Origin of the sequence: uncultured Tenacibaculum sp., assembly GCF_947495995.1 — a bacterium.
Classification (GTDB): domain Bacteria; phylum Bacteroidota; class Bacteroidia; order Flavobacteriales; family Flavobacteriaceae; genus Polaribacter.
Genome location: NZ_CANMAX010000005.1, coordinates 97,037 through 112,727 on the forward strand (window position 1 = coordinate 97,037; position 15,691 = coordinate 112,727).

Here is a 15,691-nt window from a genome sequence, read left to right on the forward strand (position 1 = left end):
AAAAACATGCTTTAATACTTCTTTTAACTACGCTAATGCATTTTAATCTCGTAAGGGAAAAAAGCATTTGTAATTTTAGTGTATTGAATAACTAACAAAACTGAGTCATGAAATCAATTAAACTAATCACTTTAATTGCATGTATAATAGCATTTATATCATGTAATAATGAAAAAAAGAAAGAAGAAAAGAAGTATACAAAAGTTGTAGACAGTTATGGTTATCCGACCGATTCTGTTACGATCAACAAATGGGTTGCTGATAATGATCTTAGGTCTATGTATAAACACAGTTGGGATGTTTGGAAACACCTAACAACGAGTGTAGGTGATAATAAATTAAGATATCAAACATGGTCTAGTCCAACTCAGATTATTGATAAATTAAATAATCCTTCAAAAAACGAAAAAACAGAAACTCTATTTGAAAAACCACATCAGTTCACGCATCATAATCCAAATTTTGTTGCTGACGATTTAAGTATTGTTGTTACTGTGGGATATAATAAAGCTTCAGAAAAATATGCTATTGATAATAAAATCTTTTATTTATCTAGCTTGAAAAAAATGCAAACCGGACCTTATAGTAGGATTCCTGATTTTCCTTCTGATGCTATAAATATTAAACCTGTTTACAAAATCATTACAAAAGATAAAGTAAAAGATGATATTTATACGATGTCTGCATGGAATGGACCAAAATCATATGATGATGGTTATCCACAAAGTAAATGGAAGTCTTGTATTCATGTAAATATTAAAGACAAAAAAACGAATCCTAGTGGACGTTTAGATTATGCATGTGATAGTATTAATACTAATAATACTTTTTATTTAGATGATTTTATACATTTTAAAATTTCAGCTAAACAAGCAGCATCTTACAATCAACAAATAAATAATGCTGATGTAAAAGCTAAAGAAGGTGACATTGCCTTATTAGTTGCTATGCATGTTACTACAAAAGAAATTAAACGTTGGACTTGGCAAACGTATTGGTGGTCTCCAACTCCTTTAAATCCAAGAAACCCTAGTTCTAATGCTATTGCTTCTTCTAAAAATGGAATTCAACTTGAAGGTGCTGCTACGCATTATGCTATGGCTGTTGCATATTCAATGATCACACCAAGTCAGCCTTATATTAATGGTAAAAACGAAGGAGATCCATTAATTGCTTTTAATCCGTATTTAGAAGCTCACTTCGGAAGGTTTGGTTCTGACAGTTATGTTATGAATAATGGAAACAAAATAGACACGAATTTAGGTGTTGATTCTAATTGTATGTCTTGTCATATTGTGGCTGCGATTAACACTAAAGGCACCACTTTTAACGGACCAAGTTATCAAGGAGATATGTATACAAGTTATAAAGACTCAGTTTTCACAAATAGATTAATGTTAGATTTTGCATGGTCTATTCAAGGAAATTTACAGAAAAATAAATAACAGCTACACTACTTTAATAAAAAAGCCTTGTTGAAAAACAAGGTTTTTTTAGTTTAACTTTTACCTAACCTAATGATATAAAACCCTTTACTTGTTCCAATTTTCACTTATCTCATTCCATTTTTTCCATCTCCCTAGAAATTGTAAGGTAAATTTAATTCACAAAAAATACTCATTATTAAAACTTTTATTATGAAAACTGACACTACAATTTCAAAGTATGCATTAGCGTATTCAAATTATTATGATTTATTGAATAATACATTATTAGCTGATGCACCTAATTACTGGCAAGCTGGTTGTATTTTTGATACCGTTTTAGACTTTCTAGCACTTTCTATTACTAGCCCTTTAGATGATAATGAAGATGTTACTATCTCAAAAGCAGAAGCTCAAAAAGCTGTACATGATGTTTTAAAAAAATACAACTGTGATATTATTTTTAATCAAAATAAAACACAACATGTACCTGCCAACGTTTATTATAATGGGACAAGTGAAATACCAGGAATAGCTCAGTGTGCAAATTGGTATGACGATGCGGGTTGGTGGGGAATTGCCTGTGCTAAAGTTTATGACCCTTCTTATAAAGAATTATTTACTTCTGAAACTAAAGCTAAAGCTGAAAAAATTGCTAAAGCTTGTTGGACTGCTATGGAAACTGGTACATATACACAATATGGAGGAGCTCCAAATGTATATCAAACAGCAATAAATCAAAACAGTCCTTATGTTGATCAAGCAGCTCCTAGATATCAAGGCGGTGTTTGGCAATCAAATTTTGGTGATCCTCTGACGGCTAGTCTTGGACCTTTTCAAAATAGCGTTGTAAACGGATTATGGTTCACTTTATCTACCAGATTATACAAAATGTCTGGAGATTTTGAATTACAAAAGCGTATTTCTCCATATATTGAATCTTTTTCTTCTTTCTTTAAACAATGGATGGCTGATTCTGAATACAGTATTTTATTTAAAACGGGAGAACAATCAGGTTTAATTAGAGAACGATATCCAGCATATAACAACAGTGTAATACAACATGGTGGGAATATTTTAGTAAACCCAAGTTCTTGGTTTGAAGCAAACACATGTTGGGCTGGAGATCAAGGTTTGTATTTAGGAGGATTCTATGAGTATTCAACAATAATGCTATCTGAACAAAGTTTCGCTAATGAAGCAATGAATCTAATTTTAGGTGGTATTCCTAATATGACTACTACAAATCCAATTACTCCTATACAAGGAAATGTTATCGCTCCTTGGTTTCCTTATACATCTGATAACGGACTTAAAGTAACTGACTCTTCTGATTATGCTTCAGGATCTGGTATTTGTATGCGTTATTTATTATATGGATATTTAAAAGGAGGAAACCCAATTTCTGAAAGACTTTCTCAAACCAATGATCCTTTATGTGAACTTATTCATGCTTCAGCAGAAGCATGTGTAAATAATACTTATCCTCAGTTTGGTAACACATCATTTGATCAATTCAATAGCCTTTCTATTTTAATGCTTTCTTTAGTTTTAAAAATAAAACAATAGTCAAATAAAAAAGCCTTGTTTTTCAACAAGGCTTTTATTTTATATTTAACTTTTTGAATTATATCTTAATATAATACTCTAAAACGTAATGTACCTTCTACGTTTTTTAACTCTTGAATTACTTCTTGATTATAATCTTTATCAACATCAGTAATTACGTAACCTACTTTAGGATCTGTAGATAAATACTGACCTAAGATATTTAATCCATATTCAGCAACTACTTTGTTAATATTTGCCATTACTCCAGAAACGTTTTCATGCATGTGTAAAAAACGATGTGCATTTTGTTGTTTTGGTAAACGAATATTTGGGAAGTTAACTGCATCAACAGTATTTCCAGAGTTGATATAAGCCATTATTTTCCCTGGAACAAAATCTGCAATATCCCTTTGAGCTTCCTCTGTACTTCCTCCTACGTGAGGTGTTAATATTACATTCGGTAAACCTTTTAACTCAGTTAAGAAATCTCCATTCTTTCTAGGTTCTTCTGGATAAACATCAACAGCTGCTCCAGCTAATTTTCCAGATTTTAACGCTTCAGTTAGTGCTGGAATATCAACTACAAAACCTCTTGATAAATTCACTAAATGCGCTCCATCTTTCATTTGAGAAATTTCTTTTGCTCCGATATAATTTCGGTTTAAAGAATTATCGTCAACGTGAAGTGTAACTACATCAGAAACAGCTAGTAAATCAGCTAAAGAATTCATTTTTGTTGCATTTCCTAAAGCTAATTTATCTTCAACATCATAATAATATACATCCATTCCTAAAGCTTCAGCTAAAACAGATAATTGTTTTCCTATATTTCCATAACCAACAATTCCTAATTTTTTACCTCTAACTTCTCTAGAACCTTGTGCTGTTTTATTCCATTGACCGTTGTGAATTTCTGTACTTCTTTGAAAAACACTACGCATTAGCATAATTATTTCTCCAATTGCTAATTCTACAACAGATCGTGTATTACTGTATGGTGCATTAAAAACTACAATTCCGTTTTCTTTACATGCTTCTAAATCAATTTGCTTAGTTCCGATACAGAAAGCTCCAACTGCTAATAGTCTTGGTGCATTTTCAATCACTTTTTTTGTGATCTGAGTTTTGGAACGAATACCAATTACATGTACATCTTGTAATTTTTCAATAAGTTCTTCTTCTGATAAACTTCTTCCTACAGTTTCAACTGTAAATCCATCATTGGTAAACTTTTCATACGCATCTGCATGTATGTTCTCTAATAGTAACATTTTGATGCGATTTTTTGGATATGATATATTTCTTGGCAAATCGTTTATAAATAAAAATTCGTCTAAATTTGGTGTTATATAATCAGCATTTTTAATTGTTTTTTCTCGCTGAACATTTTCTGTATATGCAAAAAACTTGTCTGCAACTCCTGCTTCTCTAGTAATATAGTCGCTATAACCATCACCTATTACTTGAATTTCGCCATCGAGTTGTAAATTTTGTAAACAAGCTATTTTTCCATCATGTACCGAAAGTACATTATTTCTATCAAAACCTATAATTTCTCCTACTTCACTAAACTCAAAAGTATTTGCAAAAACTCTTTCTGCTGGAATATTATACTCAGCTACAATAGGAATGATAAACTCTTTAAATCCTGCTGAAATTACATAAATGTTTTCTGAATAAGATTCAAAGAATTCTTTATTTCTTTCAATTGAACTGGAGACTCTTTTCTTTAATTCTTGAATTAACAAGTCTAAATCGGATCGTTTTGCATTAAGCAATTTTATTCTTCGTTCTAACGACTGGGTAAACGAGATTTCCCCATCAATCCCAAGGTTTGTAATTTTGATAATCTCGTTGATTATCTCTTCTTTTTTTGGATTGTTTGCTAAAGTTATTTCAGCCAAAACATCCAACGCTTCTACTTTAGTAAGCGTACTGTCGAAATCGAATATATAATATTTACTCATGGCATTAAATTGTCCATTAAACCCGAAAATTACAATCTATTTAGTAGACATAAAACACAAACATTAAGAAATCTTCTATTTTTATCAGTCTGATAATAAAACCTATATATTTTATGAATATGTTAAAAATACACACAATAAAAAAAGATAGATTAACAATAATCTATCTTTAAAATCTATACTTAGATTTTTATAACCAAATTTACATTATTTCAATGTTTTACGTTTTAATCTTCTATTTTAAAACGTTTTACTGCTTCTTCATAAGAAAGTTTACTAAGATCTTCTCTAGATGAAGTTGCTGGGTTTCCTTCTATGATAAAATAACGAACTTTAGTAATATCTGCATTTAACGAACCTGTTGAACTCAAAGCATAAATGGTTATTTTATTTAACTCATATGTAAAAGTAATTACTTCATCATTTCCATTATCAAACGGAAAGTTATACGTCATAGGATACCAAATCTCATCACCAAACAACTGAAAATAAATCAAAATCAACGAGCTACTAAAAACATCTTGAGTTAAATCCATATCATCTATTTCAAAAAAATTTGCTTCTTGCCCTAAATAACTTCCTTCGGTCCAAACAACATTATCTACGGTTTTTACCAATACATTTGCATTACCATCTGCTCCCGGTAAACCTTGTTCTCCTTGTGGACCTTGCGCTCCGTCTATTCCATCCATACCATCTTCTGAATTACAAGAAAAACTGAATGATAATACAAATGCTACTAATAAGTACGTGAATTTAAATTTTACTCTTTTCATGATTTTATATAATTATTGTTTATTTACATGGTTTCATTCTTTTAATGAAACTATCTTGAAAAGGTTAACATTCTGTCTTAAAAATATTTTTATTTCGTTTCTAAATATAAAAAAAGCGCAATAAAAAAGCCAACAAGTATCAACTTATTGGCCTTTTCATTAAATTCTATTAGATCCTAAGAATTTTTGTTCTTCGGTTTTAATTCCTTTAATCCTGTAATTATAAGTACAGTTTCTCCTTCTTTTTCTTTAGAAACATAGGCAACTTCGAATGTTTTGCCTTTATAAGCATCCGATTTAAGGTCAAATAACTCTAATACTTCATCTGACACTTTATTAAAAATCATAGCTGTATCATCTTTCAGTAAAAACTTAAATCCTTCATCAGAATGTCCTTCAAAAGTTGCTACAAGATATTGTTCTTCTTGCTCTAAAGTAATTTCTTCTGATTGTTTTTCGAATGCATTTACTGTTCCGTAAATTCCTGCACATAAGAATAGCATTACAAAAGCTATCTTTTTAAAATAGTTACTCATTTTTGATTGTTTTAAAAAATTAAACTTATTGATTGATTTGTAGCCTATTGAATTAACTGCGCAGAAAACTTATAATCTACATAATTGAAAACCCAAAACAACTATTTTTATTTTCTGATAATCAATATTTTAACTTTATTTAATAAAACATCTTTCTATTTTAGAACTTTTAACGCTAATTAAGATTCTTTTAAAAAATGAAAAGAATACATTTAAAAAAAGCTCACCGGAAAGGTGAGCTTCAGAAATTATCTAATTAATTTTTTATACTTAATTCGTTTCGGCATAATATCTCCACCTAATCGTTTCTTTTTATTTTCTTCATATTCAGAGAACGATCCTTCGAAGAAATATACTTGAGAATCACCTTCAAAAGCAAGAATATGTGTACATATTCTATCTAAGAACCAACGGTCGTGAGAAATTACTACTGCACATCCTGCAAAGTTTTCTAATCCTTCTTCTAAAGCTCGAAGTGTATTTACATCTAAATCATTGGTAGGCTCATCTAATAATAGTACGTTACCTTCCTCTTTAAGTGTCATGGCTAAATGTAAACGGTTACGCTCACCACCAGACAATGTATCTACCTTCTTGTTTTGCTCACTTCCAGAAAAATTAAATCGACTTAAGTAAGCACGTGAATTCACTTGCTTTCCTCCCATCATTACTAAATCTTGACCATCTGAAAAGTTCTCCCAGATAGATTTATTCGGATCAATATTCGCATGATTTTGGTCTACATAAGCAATCTTAGCAGTTTCTCCAACAGCAAAAGTTCCAGCATCTGGATTCTCTTCTCCCATAATCATTCTAAAAATTGTTGTTTTACCAGCACCGTTTGGTCCAATAATTCCAACAATTCCTGCTTGAGGTAAACTAAACTCTAGGTTTTCATATAATAACTTTTCACCAAAAGCTTTAGAAACTCCAGCAGCATCAATTACATTATTTCCTAAACGTGGACCATTAGGAATGTAAATTTCAAGCTTTTCTTCTGTTTGTTTCTGATCTTGGTTCATTAACTTATCATAGTTCTTCAAACGAGCTTTTGATTTTGCTTGACGTCCTTTTGGAGCCATACGAACCCATTCTAACTCTCGTTCTAAAGTTTTCTGACGTTTAGAAGCTGTTTTACTTTCTTGATCTAAACGCTTAGCTTTTTGATCTAACCAAGAAGAATAGTTTCCTTTCCAAGGAATACCTTCACCTCTATCTAATTCTAAAATCCAACCCGCTACATTATCTAAGAAATAACGGTCGTGGGTTACTGCAATTACAGTTCCTTTATATTGTGCTAAATGATGCTCTAACCAATGTACAGATTCTGCATCTAAGTGGTTGGTAGGCTCATCTAGTAATAAAATCTCTGGTTCTTGTAATAATAATCTACATAACGCAACTCTTCTTCGTTCTCCTCCAGATAAAACACCAATCTTTTTATCAGGATCTGGAGTACGTAATGCATCCATTGCGATTTCTAATTTTGTATCTAATTCCCAAGCATTAGTTGCATCTATTTTATCTTGAAGCTCAGCTTGGCGATCCATAAGTTTTTGCATCTTATCAGGATCAGAATATACTTCTTCTAAACCAAACATGTCGTTGATTTTGTTGTATTCATCTAATACTTCAACAACTTCGGCAACACCTTCTTTTACAATTTCTAAAACTGTTTTATCCTCGTCTAACTGAGGTTCTTGTTCTAGATATCCAACTTTATATCCTGGAGAAAAAACTACATCTCCTTGATAATTCTTTTCAACTCCTGCAATAATTTTAAGTAAGGTCGATTTACCCGAACCATTTAAACCTAAAATTCCAATTTTAGCTCCATAAAAGAAACTAAGGTATATATCTTTTAAAACTTGTTTTCCAGTAGATTGATAGGTTTTAGAAACCTTATTCATGGAAAAAATGACTTTCTTATCGTCTGACATTTATGTAGTTATTAATTTGGTTTGTTAAATTTAATTGTACGATTACAATTTAAGGAAAAGTAATTGTATTTCTTATACTCTACCTTTTAAAGCGTTAAATACCCATGCAATAGAAAAAAAGCCTAATCCTACTGCTCCAAATCCATAGCCTGCAATTTCATCGTATTTGAAAACTGCTAAAGCTACCAAAAGCATTCCCATAATAACCATAATTAAAGTTGCATAAGCTAATACTGTGTTTTTATTCATTGCCATAATCTAAATTTTGGGCGCCTCCACTAGCGTGGTTCGTTGTAAGTCAATCGTACTCTTGAGTGGAGTTCTTACAAATGTCTTACTTCTATGCGCTTGATGAGCTACAAATATCGAGAAATATTTGAATTATCAGTAAGAATATTAGATTCTATACCTGTTTTTTTTATCAAATCGTTATATAATTTCATCATATTTAGCTTGTAATTAGATTTATATAGATAATTACACCATTTTTTAAACTTATAATAACAACACGAAAAGGTGCTTAAATTGCATCGTTTTAACTTTAACATAAGTTTTTCATCTTCTAGATAAAATGATTGTAACTTAATTCAAAAGAAATAGTCTTTTAAATATGCGCAATGTTATTTTCATAATTATCTTTTCTATTTTCTGCAATACCATTTTTGCGAATAACGATGATTCTATTTTCATGAATTCAATTCCTATTCATTTCAAAAATGCACAAATCATTAATAAATATTCAACTCGAATTCCATTTAAACTTGTAGATAGACTTATTGTTATTGAAGGAAAAATTAAAGGGAAACAAGGAAACTTTATTATTGATACTGGTTCTGAAACTATGATTTTGAACAAAGTTCATTTTAAAACGTATTCATTTGAAAAAGAAAAGAAAAATACTTCTGGAGTAATTAATTATGTTGATGATATTTTCGAAAAGAAAATAAAAAAGTTGTCACTAGGAGCAATTACCTTTAAAAACAAAAGATCTGATATTATTGATTTATCTCACATCGAAAAGAGTAAAAAAATGAAACTCTTAGGAATAATCGGTTTTAGTACATTGAAAGATTATGAAGTTTTTATAGACCTTTACTTAAATCAGATTACATTAACCAAAGTTGACCGTGATGGTAATACTTTAAATGATCATGTTTACTTAGAGAAGATTGTTGATTCTATCAATTTTAAATTAAAAAAACATACAATTGTTTTAAATGGCTATATTGGTAACGAAGAAGTTGTATTCGGACTCGATTCTGGTGCTGAGTTTAATCAGTTAAATAAAAGAATCAATAAAAAAGCGTTGCGACATTTTTATCCAAAAAAACGTGTAAAATTAATGGGAGCGAGTAAAAAGAAAATTGAAGTTTTATACGGAAATTTGTTTCGAGTAAAACTAAATGACAATACTTTTTTTGGTCCGATGAAAACCATGCTTACCAATCTAAACAATATGAACAATGCTTTTGGCACAAAGTTAGATGGTATTTTAGGGTATGATTTCTTTGCCCAAAAAAGAGTAATTATTAATTACAAAAAGGAAAAACTTTATTTTATTAAATATCCTCTGGTTAGATAACTCTATGAAGAATGTATTCTACATCATTTTAATATTCATCAGTTTTATAAACTTTAATGCTTTTGCTCAAGAGAAAGCCATAAAAGGATATAGAATTGAAGGAGACTATGTTGTTTTTACTTTTGACAAAAGAGATTATACAGAAGCTACCGACGAAAAAAATCAGAAAAGATTAGAGTTTGATGATTTTAATATTGAAAGTGTAGTAGTTGCCGGAAACTTCAATTCTTGGTCCAGAGATCGTTGGAAAATGACTAAAGTAAATACCAACATTTACGAATTAAGAAAAAAAATAGATGACTTTACTGATGATTTTAACTGGGAATTCAAATTTGTAATTAATAATAGCATTTGGGCAGAACCTAACGAAAGCGCAAACAATATTACTCTTGCAAAAGATGGTGATAAAAACTATTACACCTACAACTTTAAAATGTACAATGCATATCCTAGTAAAAATGGAAATGCTAAATTTAAACTCAAAGGCTTTCCTAATGCAAAGAAAGTTATCGTTGCCGGTTCTTTTAATAAATGGGATGAACAACTGTTTCAAATGAAAAAAACAGATAACGGATGGGAATTAAGGTTACAGCTAAAACCTAATATTTACGAGTATCGATTTATTGTAGATGGAAATTGGATTGAAGATCCTGAAAACTCTAAAAAAGTCCCAAATGAATTTGGCGAATACAATTCGTTAATTGATATCTCTGCAAGAGTTGAGTTTTTCTTAAAAGGTTTTAAAAACGCTGAAAAAGTAATACTGGCGGGATCTTTTAATAACTGGTCGGAAGGTTCTTATAAAATGACAAAAGTAAAACAAGGTTGGTTTTTCTCTACTGTTTTACAGTCAGGAAAACATCATTATAAGTTTATAGTAGATGGAGAGTGGAAAGTAGATCCATCAAACCCCGTTAAGGAATTTGATGGACATGGTAATATTAATTCTGTAAAAATGGTCAGGTAATTAGATTTCTGCCGCTAATCTACTTCCTTGATCAATTGCTCTTTTAGCATCTAATTCCGCCGCAATATCTGCACCTCCAATTACGTGAACTTTTACTCCTTTAGATTGTAATGGTTGTAATAATTCTTTAAACGGTAATTGTCCTGCACAAATAATCACATTGTCTACTTCTAACACTTTTTGTTCTTCATTTTGTGTATAGTGTAAACCTTGATCATCTATTTTATCGTACTGTACTTCATTAATGAATTGTACATTCTTTTTCTTCAAGTTTGCTCTATGAATCCAACCTGTGGTTTTTCCTAAGTTTCCACCAAATTTACCTTTACTACGTTTGAACATAAAGATTTCTCTTGGTGAAGGATGTACGTGTTTTTCAACACCTTCAATTCCACTTCTAGCTTCTAAACTTTTATCAATACCCCATTCGTTTAACCAAGCATCGATATTTTGCGAAGTACTTTCGCCTTCATGTGATAAATATTCCGATAAATCGAAACCTATACCTCCTGCTCCAATTACGGCAACACGTCTTCCTACTTCTTTTTTAAGTTTAAGAACATCAATATAATTTAGCACTTTTTCGTGGTCAACACCAGTAATTCTTGGTGTTCTTGGTGTAATTCCTGTAGCTAAAATAACTTCATCAAAATCACCTTGAGCTAAATCTTCAGCATTAACCCTTGTGTTTAACTTTAGGTTTACATTATGAAGTTCTATTTGTTTACCGAAATATCGAATCGTTTCATAAAACTCTTCTTTACCTGGAATTTGTTTTGCAATGTTGAATTGACCTCCAATTTCACTTTCACCATCAAACAAAGTAACTTCATGTCCTCTTTGTGCAGCAACTGTTGAAGCTGCTAAACCAGCAGGACCTGCACCAACTACAGCTATTTTTTTCTTCTTATCTGTAGGTGTATAATTTAATTCTGTTTCGTGACAAGCTCTAGGGTTTACCAAACAACTTGCTACTTTTTGCTCAAAAACATGATCTAAACAAGCCTGATTACAAGCAATACATGTATTGATTTCATCATCTCTTTCTTCCTTTGCTTTGTTTACCCATTCTGGATCTGCAAGAAACGGACGAGCCATCGAAATCATATCAGCATGACCTTCAGACAAAACTTTTTCGGCAGTCTCTGGCATATTTATTCTGTTTGAAGTTACTAAAGGAATAGAAACTTCACTCTTCATTTTCTTAGTAACCCAAGTAAAAGCTGCTCTAGGTACAGAAGTCGCAATTGTTGGAATTCTAGCTTCGTGCCAACCAATTCCTGTGTTAATTATTGAAGCTCCTGCTTTTTCTATTTCCTTAGCCAGCATTACAATTTCATCCCAAGAACTTCCATTTTCAACTAAATCTAACATTGAAAGTCTGTAGATAATGATGAAATTTTCTCCAACTTTTTCTCTAGTTTGCTTTACCAATTCTATTGGTAACTTCATACGATTCTCGTAACTACCACCCCAATCGTCATTTCTTTTATTGGTTCTTTTAGCTATAAACTGATTGATTAGATAACCTTCAGATCCCATAATTTCTACTCCATCATAACCTGCTTCTTTTGCTAAAGCTGCAGATCTTACGAAATCTTTAATCGTTCTTTTAATTCCAGACTCTTTCAATTTAAATGGTTTGAAAGGTGTTATTGGAGATTTTATAGCAGATGGTGCTACATTTAAAGGATGATAACCATATCTACCAGCATGCAAAATTTGCATGCATATTTTTCCACCTTCAGCATGAACAGCATCGGTAATTACTTTATGATTTTTAGTGTGTTTTTTTGTACTCATTCTGGCAGAAAAAGGTCCTGTCCAACCCTGAATATTGGGAGCAATTCCACCCGATACTATTAAACCTACACCTCCTTTTGCTCTTTCAGCATAGTATCTTGCAATTTTTTCATAACCGTTTTTCTCTTCTTCTAACCCTGTATGCATAGATCCCATTAAAACTCTATTTTTCAATGTAGTGAAACCTAAGTCTAATGGTTCAAAAATATGTTTATACTTTGTCATCGTTTTTTGTTTGTTAGTTTATTTGCTATGCATGCATAACAAATACAATATACATTTTTTAATAATACAATTTATACAAAGCTATCTACAATTTCACTAATAGGTTTTATAGATGTTGTATATTCTATACTTGGTCCAGCTACCCATACAGTTTTGTATGTAGCTTTCATTGCTGCATTTTTTGTTGCTCTCATTCCCATTGAAAAGCGAATCATCTTTACCCACTTTTTCAATTTTCTATTTTTGTTTAGTATTTTCTCAATCCAAGTTTCTTCAGTACCAATTTTCTGTACATAAGGTGTGTTAATCACTGTACATGGAGTTCCTGAAATTCTTTTGGTCATTATAATATCATCACTTCCGTAATCTACACAAGCTTGCTTATAATCTTGGTTAACTCCTGATTCTATTGATGCGATGAAAGGACTACCAACTGACACTCCTACTGCTCCATAAGATAACATTTCTTGTAATTGACTTTTGTTACCAACACCTCCAGCGGATATTACTGGTAGTTTACAATTTTCATTTAACTCGGTAATTAAATCTTTTGGTGAAATATTACCTCTATGTCCACCAGCTTGATTATTAACTGCAATTAAAGCATCAGCATTTAATGACTCTACTTTTTGTGCGAACTTTAAATCTGTTACATCACAAAACACCTTAATTCCGGCTTCGTGAGCCTTATTAATTGTTTCTTCAGGACTTCCTAACGATGTAATAATAAAATCTACTCCTTCTTCACATAAAACTTTAAGTTGCTCTTTATACTTAACATTAGATTTATTAACTATTAAATTAAATCCGAAAGAACCTCCTTCTACCTTATTGGCTTTTAATTCTTTAATCGCTTCTCTTAATTCATCTGTAGTTCTATAATTTAAAGCAGGAATACAACCCGCAACTCCAGATTTCATACCTTCTATAACCATTTTAGTATTTGAAACTAAAAACATTGGAGCAATAATAATCGGGTGTTTTATATTTAATAATTCTGTTAGACTAGACATATTTAATTTTTAAATTTATTATGCATGCATAATAATTGCAAGATACTTTTATTTTTCGAATTTGTAAACCTTAACTTTCTTTTAATCTTATTTTCTTGTTACTTATTTTAATGAAAATATAAATTTGCTAACCTTTTTATAACAATAAAATAAATGAATAAACTTTTATTAACCCTTTTAATATTTGTCTGTACATTTAGTTATTCTCAATCTGCTCCAATTATTATTGATGGTAATTTTGAGGATTGGACTTCTAATCTAACTACGTTTACAGACACAAATGAAACTCTTGATGGTATAGATTTACTAGAGTTTCAAGTTACAAATGATGCTGAATATTTATACTTAAGAATTAAAGCAAATAAAGAATTTGACTTAACTGATGGTGATTTAATTCCGCATAATTTTTTCTTGTATTTAGATACTGATGACAATTCTACTACTGGATTTAAAGTACGCGATGATTATGGTGCTGAATTAGGTATTCAATTCGCAGATCGAATCTTATTCAATAACTTCACCAATACACCAAAAGCTCAGGTTAATTTTGCTGAAGTTGGTTTTAGATCTGCTCCAACTGTAACTTCAAAAGAATTTGAAATTGCAATACCAAGAGCAAGTATTCCTGATGGCGTAAATCCGTTATTTCCTTCTTCATCAGTTAAAATTTTATTCCGTAACAGAGCAAATTTCGATTGGTTACCTAATTTGAATAATGTATTTACATACACTTTTGATGAAACTCCTGTAACTCCTTATCAGCCTATTGATATCAATAAAACTGATGCTAACTTTATTAGAGTTGTTGCTTATAACACGAAATTAAATTCTTTACTAGACACGAATAAACTAGATGAATACGAACGTATTATTAAAGTTATTCAACCTGATGTTATTGGTTTTGTTGAAAGTTCTGACACAACTGTAGAGTATATAAAATCTCTATTTGATAATTGGTTGCCTTTAGGAACTACAGATGGTTGGTATGTTAGAAAACACGGTGGAGAAGTTACCGTATCGAAATGGGAAATTTTACAAGAATGGGATTTAGATCGTCAGTTTCCTGTACTTATTGATTTACCTGAGAGCTACGGAACAGATTTACTCTATACAAATGCACATTTGAATTGTTGTGGTGCAAATGATAGAAGACAAAGACAAGTTGATCAATACGCTGCTTTTGTTTTGGATGCGAAATCGCCTGGCGGACAAATTACGTTACCTAAAAATACACCAATTGTATATTCTGGTGATTTAAATTTAGTTGGACTTTCGAATCAATTAGCAACTTTATTAACTGGACAAATTCAAAATATTGCTACTTACGGCTCTGGTGCTCCGTTAGATTGGGACGATACTGATTTTAAACATGATAATGCTTTACAAACAGATATTCCAATGGCGTATACTTGGAGATCAGATGGTTCTAATTTTCCTCCTGGAAAGTTAGATTTTATTATCTACTCTGATTATGTTTTAAATGCTGAAAAAACATTTGTAATTCAAACTGAAGAAATGCCTAGTGATCGTTTAAGTTTATTTGGATTACAAGAATTTGACACAAGTGTAGCTTCTGATCATTTTCCTGTTGTCGCTGATTTTTCTATTATAAATACTACTTTAAGTACAGAAGAAAACTTTTCGCTTACAAACAAAGTATTTCCGAATCCAACAAGTGATCTTGTGAATATTCAATTGCGTTCTTTTGGTAATTATGATATCAAACTTTTTAATACAGTTGGAAATTTAGTACTTCATAAAAAAGAAAAATCTGACTTGATTTCTTTTTCTACAAACTCACTTTCTAGTGGAATCTATCACTTAGTTATTAATGATAACGAAGGAAAAACTCAATTTATTAAAATAGTGAAGCAATAACACACTTCAACTTAAATAACATTCAAAAA

The 15,691-nt window shown here is 30.9% G+C and carries 12 protein-coding genes; 5 read left to right on the forward strand and 7 right to left on the reverse strand.

Annotation, left to right across the window (positions count from 1 at the left end):
• The first annotated feature begins 107 nt into the window (after nucleotides 1–107).
• Both Q1A15_RS14360 and Q1A15_RS14365 read left to right on the forward strand, forming a co-directional pair.
• Complete coding sequence (locus Q1A15_RS14360; protein WP_299625293.1) at nucleotides 108–1,445, forward strand: hypothetical protein; 1,338 nt, start codon at nucleotides 108–110, stop codon at nucleotides 1,443–1,445.
• Between the two features lie 192 nt (nucleotides 1,446–1,637).
• Complete coding sequence (locus Q1A15_RS14365) at nucleotides 1,638–2,993, forward strand: hypothetical protein (RefSeq protein ID WP_299625296.1); 1,356 nt, start codon at nucleotides 1,638–1,640, stop codon at nucleotides 2,991–2,993.
• 65 nt (nucleotides 2,994–3,058) lie between these two features.
• Here Q1A15_RS14365 and serA read toward each other — a convergent pair whose 3' ends face one another.
• From serA to Q1A15_RS14390, 5 genes are all read right to left on the reverse strand, one after another.
• Nucleotides 3,059–4,942: a phosphoglycerate dehydrogenase gene (gene serA / locus Q1A15_RS14370; protein WP_299625299.1), complete on the reverse strand. Its 1,884-nt coding sequence runs from the start codon at nucleotides 4,940–4,942 to the stop codon at nucleotides 3,059–3,061.
• Between the two features lie 227 nt (nucleotides 4,943–5,169).
• Nucleotides 5,170–5,718 carry a hypothetical protein gene (locus Q1A15_RS14375; RefSeq protein ID WP_299625302.1) on the reverse strand — a complete coding sequence of 183 codons (549 nt, stop codon included), beginning with the start codon at nucleotides 5,716–5,718 and terminating at the stop codon, nucleotides 5,170–5,172.
• Nucleotides 5,719–5,894: 176 nt separating this feature from the next.
• On the reverse strand, nucleotides 5,895–6,254 hold the full coding sequence (locus Q1A15_RS14380; protein ID WP_299625305.1) for a hypothetical protein: 360 nt from the start codon (nucleotides 6,252–6,254) through the stop codon (nucleotides 5,895–5,897).
• A gap of 248 nt (nucleotides 6,255–6,502) precedes the next feature.
• Nucleotides 6,503–8,194 (reverse strand): energy-dependent translational throttle protein EttA, encoded by a 1,692-nt coding sequence (gene ettA, locus Q1A15_RS14385; protein ID WP_299625308.1) that lies wholly within the window; start codon nucleotides 8,192–8,194, stop codon nucleotides 6,503–6,505.
• Nucleotides 8,195–8,266: 72 nt separating this feature from the next.
• Nucleotides 8,267–8,443 (reverse strand): CAL67264 family membrane protein, encoded by a 177-nt coding sequence (locus tag Q1A15_RS14390; protein ID WP_299625735.1) that lies wholly within the window; start codon nucleotides 8,441–8,443, stop codon nucleotides 8,267–8,269.
• Between the two features lie 361 nt (nucleotides 8,444–8,804).
• Between Q1A15_RS14390 and Q1A15_RS14395 the strand changes: the two genes are divergently transcribed.
• Nucleotides 8,805–9,776: an aspartyl protease family protein gene (locus Q1A15_RS14395; RefSeq protein WP_299625311.1), complete on the forward strand. Its 972-nt coding sequence runs from the start codon at nucleotides 8,805–8,807 to the stop codon at nucleotides 9,774–9,776.
• Between the two features lie 4 nt (nucleotides 9,777–9,780).
• Complete coding sequence (locus tag Q1A15_RS14400; protein ID WP_299625314.1) at nucleotides 9,781–10,743, forward strand: glycogen-binding domain-containing protein; 963 nt, start codon at nucleotides 9,781–9,783, stop codon at nucleotides 10,741–10,743.
• On the opposite strand, the gene Q1A15_RS14405 is transcribed toward Q1A15_RS14400, so the two are convergent.
• Nucleotides 10,744–12,771, reverse strand: a complete 2,028-nt coding sequence (locus Q1A15_RS14405; protein WP_299625317.1) for an NADPH-dependent 2,4-dienoyl-CoA reductase — start codon at nucleotides 12,769–12,771, stop codon at nucleotides 10,744–10,746.
• Between the two features lie 71 nt (nucleotides 12,772–12,842).
• On the reverse strand, nucleotides 12,843–13,784 hold the full coding sequence (locus Q1A15_RS14410; protein WP_299625320.1) for a nitronate monooxygenase: 942 nt from the start codon (nucleotides 13,782–13,784) through the stop codon (nucleotides 12,843–12,845).
• A 153-nt stretch (nucleotides 13,785–13,937) separates the two neighbouring features.
• On the opposite strand from Q1A15_RS14410, the gene Q1A15_RS14415 reads away from it, so the two are divergent.
• Nucleotides 13,938–15,662 carry a T9SS type A sorting domain-containing protein gene (locus Q1A15_RS14415; RefSeq protein ID WP_299625323.1) on the forward strand — a complete coding sequence of 575 codons (1,725 nt, stop codon included), beginning with the start codon at nucleotides 13,938–13,940 and terminating at the stop codon, nucleotides 15,660–15,662.
• Nucleotides 15,663–15,691 lie beyond the last annotated feature (29 nt).